This is a genomic window from Streptococcus sp. 2106 (assembly GCF_013277315.1).
Lineage (GTDB): Bacteria > Bacillota > Bacilli > Lactobacillales > Streptococcaceae > Streptococcus > Streptococcus pseudopneumoniae.
This window is the reverse complement of sequence record NZ_VMMS01000061.1, coordinates 1-20,453: the sequence shown is the minus strand read 5'-3', so window position 1 is coordinate 20,453 and position 20,453 is coordinate 1. Positions and strand designations below refer to the sequence as shown.

The 20,453-nt window shown below is 41.2% G+C and carries 16 protein-coding genes and 1 pseudogene; 16 read left to right on the top strand and 1 reads right to left on the bottom strand.

Annotated elements, in window-relative coordinates:
* Window positions 1-111 precede the first annotated feature (111 nt).
* Window positions 112-3,366, top strand: coding sequence for a DEAD/DEAH box helicase family protein (locus HT723_RS07170; RefSeq protein WP_172934916.1), 3,255 nt, complete (start codon window positions 112-114; stop codon window positions 3,364-3,366).
* A 349-nt stretch (window positions 3,367-3,715) separates the two neighbouring features.
* On the opposite strand, the gene HT723_RS07165 is transcribed toward HT723_RS07170, so the two are convergent.
* Window positions 3,716-4,684: an L-lactate dehydrogenase gene (locus tag HT723_RS07165; RefSeq protein ID WP_000204723.1), complete on the bottom strand. Its 969-nt coding sequence runs from the start codon at window positions 4,682-4,684 to the stop codon at window positions 3,716-3,718.
* Between the two features lie 193 nt (window positions 4,685-4,877).
* Between HT723_RS07165 and gyrA the strand changes: the two genes are divergently transcribed.
* From gyrA to lepA, 15 genes and pseudogenes are all read left to right on the top strand, one after another.
* Complete coding sequence (gyrA, locus tag HT723_RS07160; protein WP_172934915.1) at window positions 4,878-7,346, top strand: DNA gyrase subunit A; 2,469 nt, start codon at window positions 4,878-4,880, stop codon at window positions 7,344-7,346.
* Window positions 7,346-8,089 carry a sortase SrtA gene (srtA, locus tag HT723_RS07155; RefSeq protein WP_000018518.1) on the top strand — a complete coding sequence of 248 codons (744 nt, stop codon included), beginning with the start codon at window positions 7,346-7,348 and terminating at the stop codon, window positions 8,087-8,089. The genes gyrA and srtA overlap by 1 nt, the downstream gene beginning before the upstream one ends.
* 159 nt (window positions 8,090-8,248) lie before the next feature.
* Window positions 8,249-8,530, top strand: a pseudogene (locus HT723_RS07150) (PLP-dependent transferase); the annotation flags it as partial.
* Window positions 8,531-8,625: 95 nt separating this feature from the next.
* On the top strand, window positions 8,626-9,900 hold the full coding sequence (locus HT723_RS07145; RefSeq protein WP_172934913.1) for a DUF2130 domain-containing protein: 1,275 nt from the start codon (window positions 8,626-8,628) through the stop codon (window positions 9,898-9,900).
* Window positions 9,901-9,909: 9 nt separating this feature from the next.
* Window positions 9,910-10,788, top strand: coding sequence for a tRNA pseudouridine(55) synthase TruB (gene truB / locus HT723_RS07140; RefSeq protein WP_172934912.1), 879 nt, complete (start codon window positions 9,910-9,912; stop codon window positions 10,786-10,788).
* A gap of 367 nt (window positions 10,789-11,155) precedes the next feature.
* Entirely contained in the window at window positions 11,156-11,458 is a 303-nt protein-coding gene (locus tag HT723_RS07135) for a bacteriocin immunity protein (RefSeq protein WP_000983427.1), read from the top strand.
* A 107-nt stretch (window positions 11,459-11,565) separates the two neighbouring features.
* Entirely contained in the window at window positions 11,566-12,204 is a 639-nt protein-coding gene (gene udk, locus HT723_RS07130; RefSeq protein ID WP_172934911.1) for a uridine kinase, read from the top strand.
* A gap of 127 nt (window positions 12,205-12,331) precedes the next feature.
* Entirely contained in the window at window positions 12,332-13,672 is a 1,341-nt protein-coding gene (gene xseA, locus HT723_RS07125; protein WP_172934910.1) for an exodeoxyribonuclease VII large subunit, read from the top strand.
* Window positions 13,650-13,862: an exodeoxyribonuclease VII small subunit gene (locus HT723_RS07120; protein WP_000043226.1), complete on the top strand. Its 213-nt coding sequence runs from the start codon at window positions 13,650-13,652 to the stop codon at window positions 13,860-13,862. The genes xseA and HT723_RS07120 overlap by 23 nt, the downstream gene beginning before the upstream one ends.
* Complete coding sequence (locus HT723_RS07115; protein WP_023940158.1) at window positions 13,859-14,761, top strand: polyprenyl synthetase family protein; 903 nt, start codon at window positions 13,859-13,861, stop codon at window positions 14,759-14,761. Before HT723_RS07120 ends, HT723_RS07115 begins: the two co-directional genes overlap by 4 nt.
* Window positions 14,727-15,542, top strand: coding sequence for a TlyA family RNA methyltransferase (locus HT723_RS07110; protein WP_023940156.1), 816 nt, complete (start codon window positions 14,727-14,729; stop codon window positions 15,540-15,542). The genes HT723_RS07115 and HT723_RS07110 overlap by 35 nt, the downstream gene beginning before the upstream one ends.
* Entirely contained in the window at window positions 15,535-15,966 is a 432-nt protein-coding gene (locus tag HT723_RS07105; protein WP_001034403.1) for an arginine repressor, read from the top strand. The genes HT723_RS07110 and HT723_RS07105 overlap by 8 nt, the downstream gene beginning before the upstream one ends.
* A gap of 6 nt (window positions 15,967-15,972) precedes the next feature.
* On the top strand, window positions 15,973-17,640 hold the full coding sequence (recN, locus tag HT723_RS07100; RefSeq protein ID WP_023940154.1) for a DNA repair protein RecN: 1,668 nt from the start codon (window positions 15,973-15,975) through the stop codon (window positions 17,638-17,640).
* A gap of 1 nt (window position 17,641) precedes the next feature.
* Window positions 17,642-18,370 (top strand): metallophosphoesterase family protein, encoded by a 729-nt coding sequence (locus HT723_RS07095; protein WP_023940153.1) that lies wholly within the window; start codon window positions 17,642-17,644, stop codon window positions 18,368-18,370.
* Window positions 18,371-18,448: 78 nt separating this feature from the next.
* Window positions 18,449-20,272, top strand: a complete 1,824-nt coding sequence (gene lepA / locus HT723_RS07090; protein ID WP_078238629.1) for a translation elongation factor 4 — start codon at window positions 18,449-18,451, stop codon at window positions 20,270-20,272.
* Window positions 20,273-20,453: the final 181 nt, after the last annotated feature.

Below are 20,453 nucleotides of genomic sequence, written 5' to 3'. Positions count from 1 at the left end.
GATTAGGTCAGGAAGCATACGATGCCCTGACCCTTTTTGTACTTATGAGATGAGAAAGTCATTTGTTAGATAAATTGACTTGGTTAGCAAACGTTCAAAAAAGGAAAACTTATGCCAGTAGAAATTAAAACCACTAAAGAGATTCATCCTAAAATCTATGCCTACACCACACCGACAGTAACCAGTAATGAAGGCTGGATTAAGATTGGGTATACAGAACGTGATGTCACACAACGTATCAAGGAGCAAACGCATACAGCTCATATAGATACAGACATATTATGGACTGGTGATGCAGCTTATACAGAAGAGCCTGATAAGGGGAAAACTTTCAAGGACCATGATTTCCACCATTTCTTGTCTTTCCATGATGTAGAACGTCGTCCCAAGACGGAATGGTTCTATTTTAATGGAACTCCTGAAAAATCAAAAAATCTTTTTGATAAGTTTGTTCAGCATGATTTGTCTGGTTATCAGCCTGGAAAAGGACAGGACTATACTCTGCGACAAGAGCAAGAAGAAGCAGTTGCTAAGACATTAGCTTATTTCCAAGAACATGCTGGAGGCAAATTTCTCTGGAATGCCAAACCACGATTTGGTAAAACCTTGTCTACCTATGACCTAGCTCGTCGAATGGAAGCTGTTAATGTCCTAATTGTAACAAACCGCCCTGCCATTGTTAACTCATGGTATGATGATTTTGAAACATTCATAGCAGGCCAGACGACTTACAAGTTTGTTTCTGAATCAGATAGCCTTAAGAGTCGTCCAACTTTGTCACGTAAAGAATTTGTTGGTATTTTAGATGACGATGTAAGACAACTTGCTTTTATCAGTCTCCAAGACTTGAAAGGTTCTGTTTATTTAGGTGGAGAGCACGATAAACTCAAATGGGTGACTGATCTGCATTGGGATTTGTTGGTTATTGACGAGGCTCATGAAGGAGTTGATACCTTCAAGACTGACCAAGCCTTTAATAAGATTCGACGGAATTTTACTCTGCATTTGTCAGGTACACCATTTAAAGCATTGGCAAAGGGAGAGTTTACCGAGGAGCAAATCTATAACTGGTCTTATGCTGATGAGCAGGCAGCCAAAACTATTTGGTCGCCTGAGCAAGAAGAGGAAAATCCATATGAAACCTTACCTCAGTTAAATCTCTTTACCTATCAAATGTCTCAGATGATTGGTGAAGAGCTAGAGAAAGGCGCTCAACTTGATGGTGAAAATATTGACTATGCTTTTGACTTGAGTGAATTTTTCGCTACAGATGATAAAGGTAAATTTATCCATGAGCAAGATGTCAAAAATTGGTTAGATACTCTGTCAAGCAATGAAAAGTATCCATTTTCAACCAAAGAACTTCGGAACGAACTCAAGCATACTTTTTGGCTGTTGGAGCGTGTAGCATCAGCTAAGGCTTTAAAAGCACTACTAGAAGAACACCCCATCTATGAAAACTATGAGATCGTTCTAGCTGCTGGTGACGGACGTATGTCCGAAGAAGACGATAAAGTCAAACTCAAATCCTTGGACTTGGTTAGAAAAGCGATAGCAGGTAATGACAAAACCATTACCCTATCCGTCGGTCAATTGACGACAGGTGTCACTATCCCTGAGTGGACAGGTGTATTGATGTTATCGAATTTGAAATCACCTGCACTTTATATGCAGGCCGCCTTCCGTGCTCAAAATCCTTACTCATGGATCGATAACAAAGGAAATCAGTTTCGCAAAGAAAGAGCCTATGTATTTGACTTTGCGCCGGAAAGAACCTTGATTCTCTTTGATGAGTTTGCCAACAACTTATCGCTTGCGACTGCAGGAGGCGGCGGGACTTCGACAACTCGTGAAGAAAACATCAGAGAATTACTCAATTTCTTCCCTGTCATAGCTGAAGACCGTGCTGGTAAAATGGTTGAAATTGATGCCAAGGCGGTTCTAACCATTCCTCGCCAGATAAAAGCTAGAGAAGTTCTTAAACGTGGCTTTATGTCCAATCTATTATTTGATAATATCAGCGGTATTTTCCAAGCTAGTCAAACAGTTCTAGACATTTTAAATGAGCTGCCAGTTGAAAAGGAAGGGAAGGTACAAGATAGTTCTGATTTATTAGACTTTTCAGATGTTACAGTAGATGATGAGGGAAATGCAGTAGTAGACCATGAAATTGTAGTTAATCAGCAAATGCGACTTTTTGGTGAAAAAGTTTATGCGCTGGGTGAGTCAGTTACAGAAGTGATGGCCCAGAATGAGGAAAAATCTCATAGGAAGTTGGCTTCTGAGTTGAGTCAAACAGTTTCTCCAGTGATTGTAGAAGATTTAAAAGCTGAATACAACCTTAAAACTCGGGAAACAGACCAAATCAAGAAACAAATTACAGCAACACTTGAGAATGAAATTCGAAAAAATGATATCGAAAGAAAAATTTCTGAAGCTCATATCAGGGAAGAATTGCAGCAACAAATTAAAGAAGCAGATGATAAGGAGCAAAAGGATAAGATTCAAGAAGATTTGGATAAACGTTTAGAAGAAAATAAGCTCATTCACAAAGAAAAACTAGAGCAAACACTCAAAAAAGAAGTGGAAAAAATGCCTGAGAAGTTTATCGAACAGGTTGAGAGAAAACGTGTTGAACAGTTGAAACAATCAGCTCAAGATGAGATTCGTGACCATCTTCGTGGATTTGCACGAACCATCCCAAGTTTTATTATGGCTTATGGCAATCAATCTCTAACACTTGATAATTTTGAGACCTTTGTTCCTGAACATGTTTTTTATGAAGTAACAGGGATTACGATTGATCAGTTTAGATATTTGCGAGATGGTGGGCAGGATTTTGCAGGGCATCTCTTTGATAAAGCAACATTTGACGAAGCTATTCAAGAATTTCTTCGCAAGAAAAAGGAGTTGGCGGATTATTTTAAAGATCAAAAAGAAGACATTTTTGACTATATTCCACCGCAGAAGACCAACCAAATTTTCACTCCTAAACGAGTGGTGAAAAGGATGGTGGATGATTTGGAAAAGGAAAATCCAGGGATTTTTGATGATCCATCTAAGACTTTTATTGATTTATATATGAAGTCAGGTCTCTATATTGCAGAATTGGTTAAACGCCTCTATAATAGTGATGGTTTGAAACAATTATTTCCAGATTCTGAAAAACGTTTGAAGCATATTTTAGAGAATCAGGTTTATGGATTTGCTCCGTCTGAGATTATCTATAATATCTCGACTAATTTTATATTTGGCAATCTTTCTAAAGATATCAGTAGGAAGAATTTTGTTTTAGCAGATACCATTCCAGCGGCTAAAGAAGGGCGCATTCAAAAGTTGGTTGATTCCTATTTTGAAAATAATTAAAAAGAAGGCTGAGTCAAAATTCTTTGAAATCAGAAAAAACGCATAAGATAAGGTATTGACAATCCTTGGTATTATGCGTTTTATTGTGGGAAGATGTATAATGGATTGAAATAAGATATGAACAAATCGAGTAGGAAAGGAAAATTGATTTATAGAAATGTTTTAGTAGTAGATGCGTACCGTTATAGATTCAATGCACTATAAAATCTGAAGAAAGCAATTTTTAACCAGATCTTAGAAGCAGTTGTGTACTACTCTAACTTCAATAGACTATATCATACAGCTAAAAAAAACAACTCCCTGATGATTCAAGGAGTTGTCTATAGTTAAATTAATTTTTAGAAGCTTCTTAGAATTCTGGATTTTTCCATGCTTCGTCAATAATAGCTTGCAATTCTTTAGCAGATGCTTGCATTTTTTGAGTTTCTGCATCGTTCAATGGAATGTTTACTGGACGAACGATACCGTGTGCTCCAACGATAGCTGGTTGACCGATAAAGACGTTCTCAATTCCGTATTGACCTTCTTGGAATACGGAAAGTGGAAGGACTGCGTTTTCATCGTCAAGGATTGCTTTAGTGATACGAGCGAGGGCTACAGCGATACCGTAGTATGTAGCACCTTTCTTGTTAATGATTGAGTATGCAGCGTCGCGAACAGAAATGAAGAGTTCTACAAGGTCAGCTTCATTCAAGTCACGGTTAGCTTGCAACCATTGTTCCAATTTTACACCGGCAACGTTAGCATGTGACCAAACGGCAAACTCAGAGTCACCGTGTTCACCCATGATATAGGCGTGAACTGAACGAGCGTCAACACCGATTTTTTCAGCAAGGGCTTGACGGAAACGAGCTGAGTCAAGTGAAGTACCTGAACCGATAACGCGTTCTTTAGGGAAACCAGAGAATTTCCAAGTTGAGTAAGTCAAAACGTCAACTGGGTTAGCAGCAACAAGGAAGATACCTTTGAAACCTGATTCAACAACTTGAGTTACGATTGATTTGTTGATAGCAAGGTTTTTACCTACAAGGTCAAGACGAGTTTCACCTGGTTTTTGAGGCGCACCTGCAGTGATCACAACAAGGTCAGCGTCTGCACAGTCAGAGTATTGAGCTGCATAGATTTTTTTAGGTGAAGTGAAGGCAAGGGCGTGACTAAGGTCAAGCGCATCACCAACAGCTTTTTCATGCAATTGTGGAATTTCGATAATTCCAAGCTCTTGTGCAATTCCTTGGTTAACAAGTGCAAAAGCGTAAGATGAACCTACAGCACCATCACCGACAAGGATAACTTTTTTGTGTTGTTTAGTTGAAGTCATTGTTCTAAACATCTCCTTAATTTTATTAGGGGATTTTCCCTAGACAACTTCATTCTATCACTTTTAAAAAACTTTGTCACGAATATGCCGTATAGTTCTCTATGTAAACGTTTTAGTGGTTTAGAGGCTGAAATAGATGGGAATTTATGGTATAATGTTGTTACTTACTAATTGTGAAATGAGGCATTTATTAATGCAGGATAAAAATTTAGTGAATGTCAATCTGACAAAGGAGATGAAGGCTAGCTTTATCGACTACGCCATGAGTGTTATCGTAGCGCGAGCTCTTCCTGATGTTCGAGATGGCTTAAAACCTGTTCACCGTCGCATTCTCTACGGAATGAATGAATTGGGTGTTACTCCAGACAAACCCCATAAAAAATCTGCTCGTATTACAGGGGATGTCATGGGTAAATACCACCCACACGGGGATTCCTCTATTTATGAAGCCATGGTCCGTATGGCTCAATGGTGGAGCTACCGTTACATGCTTGTAGATGGTCATGGGAATTTTGGTTCCATGGATGGAGATAGTGCTGCCGCTCAACGTTATACCGAGGCACGTATGAGCAAGATTGCTCTGGAAATGCTTCGTGATATCAACAAAAATACAGTTGATTTTGTTGATAACTATGATGCCAATGAACGGGAACCCTTGGTCTTGCCAGCGCGTTTTCCAAACCTTTTGGTTAATGGAGCAACTGGTATTGCTGTTGGGATGGCAACCAATATTCCACCTCATAATCTAGGTGAAACCATTGATGCAGTGAAGTTGGTCATGGATAATCCTGAAGTGACTACCAAGGAATTGATGGAAGTCTTGCCTGGACCAGATTTTCCAACAGGTGCCCTTGTCATGGGGAAATCAGGTATCCATAAGGCTTATGAAACAGGTAAAGGTTCGATTGTCCTACGTTCTCGTACAGAGATTGAAACGACTAAGACTGGTCGTGAGCGCATCGTTGTAACAGAATTTCCTTACATGGTTAATAAAACCAAGGTACATGAGCATATTGTTCGTTTGGTTCAGGAAAAACGTATTGAGGGGATTACAGCAGTACGTGATGAGTCAAACCGTGAAGGGGTTCGATTTGTTATTGAAGTCAAGCGTGATGCCTCAGCCAATGTTATCCTTAATAATCTCTTCAAGATGACCCAGATGCAAACCAACTTTGGTTTCAATATGCTGGCTATCCAAAATGGTATACCGAAAATTTTGTCTCTTCGTCAGATTTTGGATGCTTATATCGAGCACCAAAAAGAAGTAGTTGTTCGTCGTACACGTTTTGATAAGGAAAAAGCGGAAGCGCGCGCTCATATCTTAGAAGGTCTCTTGATTGCGCTAGACCATATCGACGAAGTGATTCGTATCATTCGTGCTAGTGAAACGGATGCGGAAGCACAAGCTGAGTTGATGAGTAAGTTTAAGCTTTCTGAACGTCAAAGTCAGGCCATCCTAGACATGCGTCTTCGTCGTTTGACAGGTTTGGAACGCGATAAGATTCAATCTGAGTATGATGACCTCTTGGCTCTGATTGCGGACTTAGCGGATATTCTTGCTAAGCCTGAACGTGTTTCTCAAATCATCAAAGACGAATTGGATGAAGTTAAACGTAAATTTTCCGATAAACGCCGTACAGAGTTGATGGTTGGACAGGTCTTGAGTCTCGAGGATGAGGACTTGATTGAAGAATCGGATGTCTTAATTACCCTTTCTAACAAAGGATACATTAAACGTCTGGACCAAGCTGAATTTACTGCTCAAAAACGTGGGGGTCGTGGTGTCCAAGGAACAGGAGTGAAAGATGATGACTTTGTTCGTGAGTTAGTGTCAACTAGCACCCATGATCATCTGCTCTTCTTCACAAATAAAGGACGAGTCTATCGCTTGAAGGGGTATGAAATCCCTGAGTATGGTCGAACTGCCAAAGGGCTACCAGTAGTCAATCTCTTGAAATTGGATGAAGACGAAAATATTCAGACGGTTATCAATGTTGAGTCTGATCGCAGTGATGATGCTTATCTCTTCTTTACAACCCGTCACGGTATTGTGAAGAGAACCAGTGTTAAGGAATTTGCCAATATTCGTCAAAATGGTCTCAAAGCGCTGAATTTAAAGGATGAAGATGAGTTAATCAATGTCTTGTTGGCGGAAGGAGATATGGATATTATCATTGGTACCAAGTTTGGTTATGCAGTTCGCTTTAATCAATCAGCCGTTCGTGGTATGAGTCGTATCGCCACTGGTGTGAAAGGTGTTAACCTTCGTGAAGGAGACACAGTTGTTGGTGCCAGCTTGATTACTGATCAAGATGAGGTTCTTATTATCACAGAAAAAGGATATGGTAAGCGTACAGTCGCTACTGAATACCCAACAAAAGGTCGTGGTGGTAAGGGAATGCAGACAGCTAAAATTACCGAAAAAAATGGCTTGCTGGCCGGTCTTATGACTGTTCAAGGGGATGAGGATTTGATGATTATCACTGATACAGGTGTCATGATTCGAACCAATCTTGCCAATATTTCACAAACAGGACGTGCAACTATGGGAGTTAAAGTAATGCGCCTGGATCAAGATGCTCAGATAGTGACTTTCACAACGGTTGCGGTGGCAGAAAAAGAAGAGGTTGGGACAGAAAATGAAACAGAAGGTGAAGAATAATGTCTCATAAAAATAATAAAAAGAAAAACAAGCGAAAAAATCTGCTGACAAATATCCTAGCAGGATTTCTGATATTACTGTCACTGGCTTTGATTTTTAATGCGCAAATTCGAAATATTTTCATAGTCTGGAATACCAATAAGTATCAAGTTAGCCAGGTATCAAAAGAAAAATTAGAAGAAAATCAGGATACAGAAGGCAATTTTGACTTTGATTCTGTCAAAGCTATCTCTTCGGAAGCTGTTCTAACTTCTCAATGGGATGCTCAAAAATTACCAGTTATTGGGGGAATTGCAATTCCTGAATTGGAAATGAATTTGCCGATTTTTAAAGGACTTGATAATGTTAATCTCTTCTACGGAGCTGGTACAATGAAACGCGAGCAAGTAATGGGGGAAGGAAATTATAGTCTAGCTAGTCACCATATCTTTGGTGTTGATAATGCTAATAAAATGTTATTTTCTCCTTTAGATAATGCTAAAAATGGCATGAAGATTTATCTAACCGATAAAAATAAAGTTTATACTTATGAAATACGTGAAGTCAAACGTGTGACACCGGATCGTGTTGATGAAGTTGATGATAGAGAAGGGGTCAATGAAATCACATTAGTAACCTGTGAAGACCTTGCTGCTACAGAACGTATTATTGTCAAAGGTGATTTGAAAGAAACAAAAGATTATTCACAAACATCTGATGAAATCCTAACAGCTTTCAATCAACCATATAAACAATTTTATTAATACAAATCAGTGAAATCCAGAATTTCACTGATTTTTTTAAGATTTTCATAAAAATATAGTAAAATGAAATAAGAATAGGACGAATCGATCAGGACAGTCAAATCGATTTCTAACAATGTTTTAGAAGTATATGTGTACTATTCTAGTTTCAATCTACTATACTTGCCAAAAGGTGTCGGCTCCATCTTTACCTTCCATGTCAAAGGTGGGGAGGCAGAAGCCCGCAAGGTCATTGATCATTTAGAAATCTTTTCTGATTTTGCAAACGTGGCAGATGCTAAATCGCTTGTTGTCCATCCAGCAACAACCACTCATGGTCAATTGTCAGAAAAAGACCTAGAAGCAGCAGGTGTCACACCAAATCAAATCCACTTGTCAATCGGTCTTGAAAATGTAGAAGATTTGATTGAAGATTTGCGCTTGGCCTTGGAGAAAATTTAAAGTAAAAGAAGATAAACAGTGGGTTTCGACTCGCTGTTTTTGATTTTCCTTCAGGCATGATATAATGGATAAAGAAGTCTAGAAAGAGGAATGTAATGAACGAAATCAAATGTCCCAACTGTGGGGAAGTCTTTACAGTAAATGAAAGCCAGTATGCTGAACTTTTGTCCCAAGTGAGAACGGCAGAGTTTGATAAGGAACTACACGATAGGATGAGGCAAGAACTGGCCTTGGCTGAGCAAAAGGCTATGAATGAGCAACAGACTAAACTGGCTCAGAAGGATCAAGAAATTGCGCAATTACAGAGTCAGATCCAAAACTTTGATACAGAAAAAGAATTGGCCAAGAAAGAAGTTGAAGAGACAAGCCATCAGGCCCTCTTGGCTAAGGACAAGGAAGTACAGGCCTTGGAGAACCAATTGTCTACCTTGCGTTTAGAGCATGAAAATCAACTGCAAAAGACCCTTTCTGACCTAGAAAAAGAACATGTTCAGGTCAAAAATCAGCTCCTCTTGCAAGAAAAGGAAAATGAGTTGTCTTTGGCTTCTGTTAAGCAAAACTATGAAGCCCAGCTTAAAGCAGCTAGTGAACAAGTCGAGTTCTATAAGAATTTCAAAGCCCAGCAATCTACAAAAGCGATCGGGGAAAGTCTGGAACAGTATGCAGAGAGTGAGTTTAACAAGGTCCGTAGTTTCGCCTTTCCAAATGCCTACTTTGAGAAGGATAACAAGGTCTCTGTGCGTGGGTCTAAGGGAGACTTCATCTTCCGTGAGTGTGATGAAAATGGGGTAGAGATTATCTCCATCATGTTTGAGATGAAGAATGAAGCTGACGGAACGGAGAAGAAGCACAAGAATGCAGATTTTTACAAGGAATTAGACAAGGACCGTCGGGAGAAGAACTGTGAGTATGCCGTTTTGGTGACCATGCTTGAGGCCGATAATGACTACTTTAACACAGGGATTGTAGATGTCAGCCACGAGTATGAAAAGATGTATGTGGTTCGTCCTCAATTCTTTATTCAGTTGATTGGGCTCTTACGTAATGCGGCTCTTAATTCTTTAAAATACAAGCAGGAGTTAGCGCTTGTTCGCGAGCAAAATATCGACATTACACATTTTGAGGAAGACTTGGATGCCTTTAAGCTAGCTTTTGCTAAGAACTATAATTCAGCTTCGACCAACTTTGGAAAAGCTATTGATGAAATCGACAAGGCCATCAAACGCATGGAAGAGGTTAAGAAATTCCTGACCACATCTGAAAACCAACTCCGTTTAGCTAACAACAAATTGGAAGATGTCTCTGTTAAAAAATTGACCCGGAAAAATCCAACCATGAAAGCGAAATTTGAAGCATTGAAGGGGGAGTAGAAAGCAAAAATGAACGGTATTATCAACTTAAAAAAAGAAGCAGGAATGACCTCGCATGATGCGGTTTTTAAACTGCGTAAGATTTTGGGCACCAAGAAAATTGGTCATGGTGGGACCTTGGATCCGGATGTGGTGGGTGTTTTGCCCATTGCGGTTGGCAAGGCGACACGCATGGTTGAGTTTATGCAGGACGAGGGTAAGGTCTATGAGGGGGAAATCACTCTGGGCTATTCCACGACGACTGAGGATGCTAGTGGGGAAGTGGTCGCAGAAACCCCTGTTTTGTCTCCCTTGGATGAAAAGCTTGTTGATGAAGCGATTGCGAGCTTGACTGGGCCTATTAGTCAGATTCCCCCTATGTATTCAGCAGTTAAGGTTAATGGTCGCAAGCTCTATGAGTATGCGCGTGCTGGTCAGGAAGTAGAGCGTCCAGAACGTCAGGTGATCATTTATCAATTTGAGAGAACAAGTCCGATTTCTTATGATGATCACCTCGCACGATTCACTTTTCGTGTGAAATGTAGTAAAGGGACTTACATCCGTACTTTGTCAGTTGATTTGGGTGAAAAGCTTGGTTATGCGGCTCATATGTCTCAGTTAACTCGTACTAGTGCTGCTGGCTTACAATTAGAAGACGCACTGACCTTGGAGGAAATTGCTGAAAAAGTAGAGGCTGGGCAATTAGATTTTCTCCATCCTTTAGAGATTGGGACAGGTGATCTTGTCAAAGTTTTCCTAAGTCCAGAAGAAGCTACAGAAGTTCGCTTTGGTCGTTTTATTGAGCTAGACCAAACGGACAAAGAACTGGCTGCCTTTGAAGATGATAAATTGTTAGCCATTCTAGAAAAACGGGGCAATTTCTATAAGCCAAGGAAGGTTTTTAGCTAGATCCTTTAGGAATAAAAATCGGGTGATAGATAACAATTGCTTGATAAAACCCCATACTAATAGTAGAATGGGGTTGGGAATTATAATATTCCAATTGTTGCGAGTTGTAGATACTCAAATAATCTATATAGAAATTTAGAGGTGTGATAATGAAGCAACTTAAAATTCTTTCAGATAAATATTTAGAGTCCATTACAGGTTCTGGTGGGAACTTAGGCCCAGGAATATATTGTGTAGACGTTAAAGGTCGAGCAAAATGCAGTATCAATCCTGGAGAGTTTTGGGGGTACACGGGAAGTGTAATAGTCAATGGCTGGATTAATTATGGTCCATGGGCACCTAGACCAGGATTTGGTGTGATAATTCCATGATGCAAAATGAGTTTCGAGAAAGGGTGGAGCAACTTCTTCAACAAAAAGAAATAAATGAAAATAGTGAGTTGAGTCACCTGTTTCGTCTTGCTATACAAAATTTAGACAGAAATGAAAAATACCAATCGGTCATGGCCAATTTGAGTCAAGGGTTGTCGCTTTACCTCATGACGCATCATTACCAGGCACCTAAGTCTGTCATTGATTTTGGTTTATGGATTGCCAAAGCTCCTAGCCAGGAAAGAGGGAGACTGGCTTTCTTGCAGATGCTTGCTCAAACCCTACAGGGCTTTCGTTAAAACTATCGAACATCAGAGGGAAGACTCTGGTGTTTTTTGCTGATGAGACTATAAATTTTGTAAAAAATGTGATAGAATAGACGACGGATAAAATAACGGAGGATAGCATGCAAAATAGACCAATCATTATTGGAGTGACAGGTGGTTCTGGTGGTGGTAAAACCAGTGTTTCAAGAGCCATTTTATCGCATTTTCCTGATGAAAAGATTTCCATGATTGAGCATGATTCATACTACAATGATCAGTCTCATTTGACCTTTGAAGAGCGTATCAAAACCAACTATGACCATCCATTTGCCTTTGATACAGACTTGATGATTGAGCAGATGAAGGAATTGTTGGCAGGGCGTCCGGTGGACATTCCGACTTATGACTATACTGAACATACACGGAGCAGCAAGACCTATCGGCAGGAGCCTCAAGATGTCTTTATCGTTGAGGGGATTTTGGTCTTGGAGGACAAGCGTCTACGCGATTTGATGGATATCAAGATTTTTGTGGATACGGATGACGATGTGCGCATTATTCGTCGTATCAAGCGCGATATGGAAGAACGTGGCCGTAGCCTTGATAGCGTTATTGACCAGTATCTAGGTGTGGTTAAACCCATGTACCATCAGTTTATCGAGCCGACTAAGCGTTATGCTGATATCGTCATTCCTGAGGGAGTCAGCAATACAGTAGCTATCGACCTGTTGACGACCAAGATTGCTAAGATTTTGGAAGAAGCTCGAAATAGCAAATAAACAGAATTGGAGGCCTTGCCTCCTTTTTCTATTTTTCCCTCATAATGGTACATAAATGGAGATTTTTAGGCATATTTTTGGTATAATAATACCCATGAAAGAGCAAGAAAATGAATAGTAGGTGGAGATGGAAAAGTATTTATCGGTAACAACTTTGACCAAGTATCTGAAAATGAAATTCGATAAAGACCCATACTTGGAGCGGGTCTATTTAACTGGTCAAGTTTCCAACTTTCGTAAACGACCTACTCACCAATATTTCTCCCTAAAAGATGACCATGCAGTTATTCAAGCGACCATCTGGTCTGGGGTTTATCAGAAATTAGGTTTCGACCTAGAAGAAGGAATGAAAATCAATGTGATTGGGCGTGTGCAGGTCTATGAACCAAGTGGTAGCTACTCCATCATCATTGAAAAGGCTGAGCCTGATGGGGTTGGGGCGCTTGCGATTCAGTTTGAACAACTCAAGAAAAAATTGACAGAAGAAGGCCTGTTTCAAGAACGCTTCAAGCAAGCTCTGCCCCAATTTTCTAAGAGAATTGGTGTGGTAACCAGTCGCAGTGGAGCCGTTATTCGAGATATTATCACGACCGTCAGCAGGCGCTTTCCAGGTGTCGATATCCTACTTTATCCGACTAAGGTGCAAGGTGAAGGCTCTGCCGAGGAAATTGCTAGAAATATTGCGCGTGCTAATCAAGGGGACGATTTGGATTTACTCATTATTGGTCGTGGTGGTGGTTCCATAGAGGATCTCTGGGCCTTTAACGAAGAAATTGTGGTACGAGCTATTTTTGAGTCTCGTTTGCCAGTTATTTCTAGTGTGGGGCATGAGACGGATGTGACCTTGGCGGATTTTGTGGCAGATCGACGCGCTGCAACGCCAACAGCGGCGGCTGAACTAGCAACACCTGTGACCAAGTTGGATCTATTAGCTCATTTGCAAAATCAGGAAAAACGGATGGCAACGGCAGTCCGAAATGTCCTATCTAAGAAACAAGAAGCTTTGAAAAAATGCAGTCAGTCTGTTATCTTTAGACAACCAGAGCGGTTATATGATGGCTATATGCAACGCTTGGATCAACTGCAACTGCGCTTAAAACAAAGTTTACGTACACGGATTTCTGATAACAAGCAATTAGTCCAAGCAAGGACGCATCAACTGGTTCAATTATCACCTGTTACCAAAATCCAACGCTATCAAGACCGTCTAGGCCAGTTGGATAAGCTCCTCCGTAGCCAAATGGCGCTGGTTTATGATGCCAGGGTTGCTGAAGTGAGGCGACTTTCAGAAGCCTTGTTGATGTTGGATACCAGTCGCATCGTGGCGCGTGGTTATGCTATTGTCAAAAAAGAAGATTCCGTGGTTGATTCGGTTGAGAGTTTGAAGAAAAAAGACCAAGTAACGCTTTTGATGCGAGATGGTCAAGTAGAATTAGAGGTTAAAGATGTCAAAACAAAAGAAATTTGAGGAAAATCTAGCAGAACTGGAGACCATTGTCCAAAGTTTGGAAAATGGTGAAATTGCTTTGGAAGATGCGATTGCTGCCTTTCAAAAGGGGATGGTCTTGTCAAAAGAACTCCAAGCGACATTGGATAAAGCTGAAAAAACTTTGGTCAAGGTCATGCAAGAAGACGGAACAGAAAGTGATTTTGAATGAAGAAGCAAGAAAAATTAGCTCTTGTCGAGTCGGCCTTGGAAGACTTTTATGGAGACCAGCAGTTTGCCTCTAGTTTGCGAGAGTCCGTTCTCTATTCCATTCATGCGGGTGGCAAGCGTATTCGGCCTTTTCTCTTGTTAGAAGTTCTGGAAGCCTTGCAGGTTGCCATCAAACCTGCTCACGCGCAGGTGGCAGCTGCCTTGGAAATGATTCATACAGGGAGTTTGATTCACGATGACCTTCCTGCTATGGATGATGATGATTACCGTCGGGGACGCTTGACCAATCATAAGAAATTTGGTGAAGCTATGGCCATTTTGGCAGGAGACGCTTTGTTCCTAGATCCTTACGCCTTGATAGCGCAGGCAGATTTGCCAAGTCAGATTAAGGTAGACTTGATTGCCAACTTATCCCTTGCTTCAGGAAGTCTGGGTATGGTAGCAGGCCAGGTTTTGGATATGGAAGGCGAACACCAGCACTTGTCTTTGGAAGAACTCCAGACCATTCATGCTAATAAGACTGGAAAACTGCTAGCCTATCCCTTCCAAGCAGCTGCTATCCTAGCAGAATTGGCACCTGAGATGCAGGTGAAGCTGAAAACTGTTGGTGAATTGATTGGACTTGCTTTTCAAGTTCGAGATGATGTACTGGATGTGACTGCCAGTTTTGAGGAGATCGGCAAGACACCTCAAAAGGACCTGCAGGCTGAAAAATCAACCTATCCTGCTTTGTTGGGCTTGGAAGAAGCTATTGCCTTTTGTAACCAAACTCTGGATCAAGCTAATGCCAAATTAGAAGAAATTGCCCAGCAGGTTCCCTTTGAAACAGAATCGATTGTAGAAGTAGTAGAAAGTTTGAGAATCAATGGCCAAGGAAAGAGTGGATGTACTAGCTTATAAACAGGGCTTGTTTGAAACGCGAGAGCAGGCCAAGCGCGGTGTCATGGCTGGTCTAGTCCTAGCAGTCCTGAATGGAGAACGGTTTGACAAACCAGGAGAGAAAATCCCGGACGACACTGAGTTAAAACTCAAGGGGGAGAAACTCAAGTATGTCAGCCGTGGTGGCTTGAAACTGGAAAAGGCCTTGCAGGTCTTTGATTTGTCAGTGGAAGGAGCTACAACGATTGATATCGGTGCCTCTACTGGAGGTTTTACCGATGTCATGTTGCAAAATGGTGCTGAACTTGTCTTTGCAGTTGATGTTGGTACCAATCAATTGTCTTGGAAACTACGCCAAGACCCACGAGTTGTCAGCATGGAGCAGTTTAATTTCCGCTATGCTGAAAAGACCGATTTCGAGCAGGAGCCGAGCTTTGCCAGTATTGATGTGAGTTTCATTTCCCTCAGTCTGATTTTGCCAGCCTTGTACTGTGTGTTATCTGATCAAGGTCAGGTTGTGGCTTTAGTTAAGCCTCAGTTTGAGGCAGGTCGAGAGCAGATCGGGAAAAATGGAATTATTCGGGATGCTAAGGTTCATCAACATGTCCTTGAATCTGTCACAGCTATGGCAGTAGAGGAAGGCTTTTCAGTCCTTGGATTGGATTTTTCTCCCATCCAAGGTGGACATGGAAATATCGAGTTTTTAGCGTATTTGAAAAAAGAAGAGTCAGCAAGCAATCAGGTTCTTGCTGAGATTGAAGAAATAGTAGAAAGGGCGCATAGTCAATTTAAAAATGAATAAAAAAGAGAGACTTGAAAAAATTAGACGATTTGTGACAGATTATCAAATCGGTACACAAGAAGAAATTGTAGAACATTTGAAAGAGGCAGGCATCACTGCCACTCAGGCGACAGTATCACGTGATATCAAAGAGCTAGGCATTGTCAAAATTCCTTTGAGAGATAACACCTATGTCTATGAATTGCCAAAATCAATCGTAAAAAGTTTGCAACTAGCTGAATATAATATCGAATCGGCTCAATTGATGGACAAGATGATCAATCTCCAAGTTATTCCAGGAAATACGGCTTTTGTAAAAGCTCAGTTAATTGAGACTTTTGCGGATAAGATTTTCAGCTGTTTGGCTGATGATAGCTCGATTTTAGTCATGGCCAGAAGTGAAAGTCTAGCTGAGGAAATCTTTGAACAAGTAAAAAAATGGTAGGTCTATATGTTACTTGAAATTTCGATAAAAAACTTTGCCATTATTGAGGCTATTTCCCTCCATTTTGAAAAGGGGATGACAGTCCTGACTGGTGAAACAGGCGCAGGGAAGTCGATTATCATTGATGCCATGAATATGATGTTGGGAGCTCGTGCGACGACAGATGTTATTCGTCATGGTGCACCAAAGGCAGAGATTGAGGGGCTTTTCTCAGTTGAGAATAGTCGTCTTTTACAGGAAATTTTTGATGAGCAAGGTTTGGAATTGGGTGATGAAATTATCATCCGTCGGGAAATCTTGCAAAATGGTCGGAGTATTAGTCGTGTCAATGGCCAGATGGTTAATCTGTCTGTTTTGCGTGCTATTGGGCAACATCTGGTGGACATTCATGGTCAGCATGATCAAGAAGAGTTAATGCGTCCCCAACTGCATATCCAGATGCTGGATGAATTTGGTGATACAGCCTTTTGGGACTTAAAAGAAACCTATCAAACAAGTTTTGATGCCTATCGAAAAATGCGCAAGCAGGTTCTGGAAGTCAAGAAAAACCAACAGGAACACAAGGCACGTATCGAAATGTTGGAATTTCAAATGGCAGAGATTGAGGCAGCAAACTTGCAGGCTGGAGAAGACTTGTCTCTCAATCAAGTGCGTGATAAACTTCTCAATCATAAAAATATTGCGGATACACTGACCAATGCCTACAGTATGTTGGACAATGAAGACTTTTCAAGTCTGGCCAATGTTCGTTCAGCCATGAATGACATGGAAAGTGTCGAAGAGTATGACCCTGAATACCGTGAAATTTCAAGCTCACTGTCTGAGACCTACTATGTCTTAGAAGACATTAGCAAACGTTTGGAAGCTATTATCGAGGATCTTGATTTTGACGGCAATCGTCTCATGCAGGTTGAGAATCGTTTGGATTTCCTTCATACCATTACCCGTAAGTACGGTGGGACTGTAGACGATATCTTGCTTTATTTTGCCAAGATCACGGAAGAATACAATCTCTTGACAGGCAATAATCTTTCGTCTGAGGACATGGAAGCAGAGCTCAAGAAGTTGGAAGTCAATCTTGTCGACTTGGCAGGTCAGCTTGCCTCTGCTCGTCATGACTTGGCTCAGCAGCTCGAAGTTGAGATTAAACAAGAACTGCAAGACCTTTATATGGAAAAAGCCCAGTTTCAGGTTCGTTTTAGCAAGGGCAAATTCAGTCGTGAGGGCAATGAAATGGTTGAGTTTTATATTTCAACCAACCCTGGAGAAGACTTTAAACCCTTGGTTAAGGTTGCTTCTGGAGGGGAATTATCTCGTCTCATGTTAGCCATTAAGTCTACCTTTTCACGTAAAGAAGGCAAGACCAGCATAGTCTTTGATGAGGTGGACACAGGAGTTTCAGGTCGTGTAGCTCAAGCTATTGCACAGAAGATTCACAAGATTGGCCAACATGGGCAGGTTCTAGCTATTTCCCATTTACCACAAGTGATTGCGATTGCGGATTATCAATTCTTTATTGAGAAGATTAGTAATGACCATTCAACGGTTTCGACTGTTCGTCTCTTGACGGTCGAAGAGCGAGTGGAGGAAGTTGCTAAGATGTTGGCAGGTGATGATGTGACCGAAGCAGCCCTGACGCAAGCCAGAGAATTGTTGAGAAACAGAGAGAAATAAGATGACTGACTATTATGTAATTGGAGATGTTCACGGAAAAGCTGGGATGCTGGAAGACCTTCTCAAAACCTGGGATGGTCAGACCCAGTTGCTCTTTCTAGGGGATTTAATTGACCGTGGTGAAGATAGTTGCCGTGTCCTTGAAATGGTCAAGGATTTAGTGGACAATCAAGGGGCTATCTGTTTATCAGGAAATCATGAGTATATGTTTTTGACTTGGCTAGATGATCCAGAAGAAAGCTATGACCACTATCGTCGTAATGGTGGAGATACAACCATTAACTCTATCCTAGGTCGTCCCTTGGATGCACCAGTTGACGGAGTGGAGGATGCCAAGCGTGTTGCTACTGAAGCGGCAGACTTGGTCGAATTCATTCGTCAAATGCCATTTGTAGTAGAGACAGACAAGTATATCTTTGTACATGCTGGTATTGATCTGACCTTGGACGACTGGCATGAAACCACAGATTACAAGAAAGTATGGCTTAGAAAACCATTCCACGAAGCCGAAAATCATACTGGAAAAACCATTGTCTTCGGTCATACACCGGTCTATGGTTTGTTAAAGCAAGAGCGTGGTACAGCTGAGCTTTGGATTGCAGAAAATGGTAAGATTGGAATGGACGGAGGAGCTGTTTATGGTGGTGTCCTTCACGGGATTGTCTTTACAGACCAAGGGATGACAGAACACCACTTTATCGAAAATGACGGCTTTGTCGCTGAAGATTAGTACTCCTAGCAGGGGATGGTCTTGTCAAAATATCAAAAACAATTTATAATAAATAGATACCCTGAAAGGAAGAGACTCATGAACTTAGAAGAATTGAAAAAACGACAGGAGAAGATCCGTAACTTCTCTATTATTGCCCATATTGACCACGGGAAGTCGACTCTAGCAGACCGCATTTTGGAAAAAACTGAGACAGTCTCCAGTCGTGAAATGCAAGCTCAGCTTTTGGATAGTATGGATTTAGAACGGGAACGTGGGATTACCATTAAGTTGAATGCCATCGAGCTGAATTATACTGCTAAAGATGGGGAAACTTATATTTTCCACTTGATTGACACACCAGGACACGTAGACTTCACCTATGAAGTTTCCCGTTCGCTAGCTGCCTGTGAGGGAGCGATTTTGGTGGTCGATGCTGCCCAAGGGATTGAGGCTCAAACTCTTGCCAATGTTTATCTGGCCTTGGACAATGATTTGGAAATCATGCCTGTCATTAACAAGATTGACCTGCCAGCTGCAGATCCAGAGCGCGTGCGTACGGAGATTGAAGATGTCATTGGTTTGGATGCCAGTGAAGCAGTTTTGGCTTCTGCCAAGGCTGGTATTGGGATCGAAGACATCCTTGAGCAAATTGTAGAAAAAGTACCAGCACCAACGGGTGATGTGACGGCACCACTCAAGGCCTTGATTTTTGACTCAGTTTACGATGCCTATCGTGGGGTTATCCTCCAAGTGCGTGTCATGGATGGGGTGGTCAAACCTGGCGATAAGATTCAGCTTATGAGCAATGGCAAGACCTTTGATGTGACCGAAGTCGGTATTTTTACACCCAAGGCAGTTGGTCGTGATTTCCTTGCGACTGGTGACGTTGGTTATATTGCGGCTTCTATCAAGACAGTTCAGGATACTCGTGTGGGGGATACCGTTACCTTGGCAACCAATCCTGCGGCAGAGCCATTACATGGTTACAAACAGATGAATCCTATGGTCTTTGCGGGTCTCTATCCTATCGAGTCAAACAAGTACAATGACCTGCGTGAAGCCCTTGAAAAATTGCAACTGAATGATGCTAGTCTTCAGTTTGAACCAGAAACATCTCAGGCACTTGGATTTGGTTTCCGTTGTGGATTTCTTGGACTTCTCCATATGGATGTTATCCAGGAACGTTTGGAACGTGAGTTCAACATCGACCTCATCATGACAGCTCCATCTGTTATCTATAAGGTTAATTTGACCGACGGTGAGTCTATGGATGTGTCCAACCCGTCTGAATTCCCAGATCCAACTAAAATTGCGACCATTGAAGAGCCTTATGTCAAGGCGCAAATCATGGTACCACAGGAGTTCGTCGGAGCAGTGATGGAGCTAGCTCAGCGCAAGCGTGGTGACTTTGTGACTATGGATTATATCGATGATAACCGTGTCAATGTTATCTATCAAATTCCACTGGCTGAAATTGTCTTTGACTTCTTTGATAAGCTTAAGTCTTCGACTCGTGGTTATGCAAGTTTTGACTACGAATTGTCAGAATATCGCCCATCTAAGCTAGTGAAAATGGATATCCTTCTCAACGGAGACAAGGTGGATGCCCTCAGCTTTATCGTTCACAAGGATTTTGCCTACGAACGTGGGAAACTCATCGTTGATAAGCTCAAGAAAATCATCCCTCGCCAACAATTTGAGGTTCCAATCCAAGCAGCAATTGGACACAAGATTGTCGCTCGTACTGATATTAAGGCCCTTCGTAAGAACGTACTTGCTAAATGTTATGGTGGTGATGTTTCTCGTAAACGTAAACTCCTTGAAAAACAAAAAGCTGGTAAGAAACGTATGAAAGCTATTGGATCAGTTGAAGTCCCACAAGAAGCCTTCCTCAGCGTCTTGAGCATGGATGAAGAATAAGTTATCAGAAATGCCTTTCCTTGTTCACAGGAAATGTATATAAGAATCAATAGTAAAGCAGGCTTTAATGGCCTGCTTTTTTATAAACTATCAAGAAATCGGAGAAAATAATGGTATAGTAGATTGAAACTAGAATAGTACACCTCTACTTTTAAAACATTGTTAGAAATCGATTTGACTG

Coding starts and splice junctions, on each gene's coding strand:
- HT723_RS07170 (WP_172934916.1), top strand. CDS start 112: ATGCCAGTAGAAATTAAAACCACTAAAGAGATTCATCCTAAAATCTAT.
- HT723_RS07165 (WP_000204723.1), bottom strand. CDS start 4,684: ATGACTTCAACTAAACAACACAAAAAAGTTATCCTTGTCGGTGATGGT.
- gyrA (WP_172934915.1), top strand. CDS start 4,878: ATGCAGGATAAAAATTTAGTGAATGTCAATCTGACAAAGGAGATGAAG.
- srtA (WP_000018518.1), top strand. CDS start 7,346: ATGTCTCATAAAAATAATAAAAAGAAAAACAAGCGAAAAAATCTGCTG.
- HT723_RS07145 (WP_172934913.1), top strand. CDS start 8,626: ATGAACGAAATCAAATGTCCCAACTGTGGGGAAGTCTTTACAGTAAAT.
- truB (WP_172934912.1), top strand. CDS start 9,910: ATGAACGGTATTATCAACTTAAAAAAAGAAGCAGGAATGACCTCGCAT.
- HT723_RS07135 (WP_000983427.1), top strand. CDS start 11,156: ATGATGCAAAATGAGTTTCGAGAAAGGGTGGAGCAACTTCTTCAACAA.
- udk (WP_172934911.1), top strand. CDS start 11,566: ATGCAAAATAGACCAATCATTATTGGAGTGACAGGTGGTTCTGGTGGT.
- xseA (WP_172934910.1), top strand. CDS start 12,332: ATGGAAAAGTATTTATCGGTAACAACTTTGACCAAGTATCTGAAAATG.
- HT723_RS07120 (WP_000043226.1), top strand. CDS start 13,650: ATGTCAAAACAAAAGAAATTTGAGGAAAATCTAGCAGAACTGGAGACC.
- HT723_RS07115 (WP_023940158.1), top strand. CDS start 13,859: ATGAAGAAGCAAGAAAAATTAGCTCTTGTCGAGTCGGCCTTGGAAGAC.
- HT723_RS07110 (WP_023940156.1), top strand. CDS start 14,727: ATGGCCAAGGAAAGAGTGGATGTACTAGCTTATAAACAGGGCTTGTTT.
- HT723_RS07105 (WP_001034403.1), top strand. CDS start 15,535: ATGAATAAAAAAGAGAGACTTGAAAAAATTAGACGATTTGTGACAGAT.
- recN (WP_023940154.1), top strand. CDS start 15,973: ATGTTACTTGAAATTTCGATAAAAAACTTTGCCATTATTGAGGCTATT.
- HT723_RS07095 (WP_023940153.1), top strand. CDS start 17,642: ATGACTGACTATTATGTAATTGGAGATGTTCACGGAAAAGCTGGGATG.
- lepA (WP_078238629.1), top strand. CDS start 18,449: ATGAACTTAGAAGAATTGAAAAAACGACAGGAGAAGATCCGTAACTTC.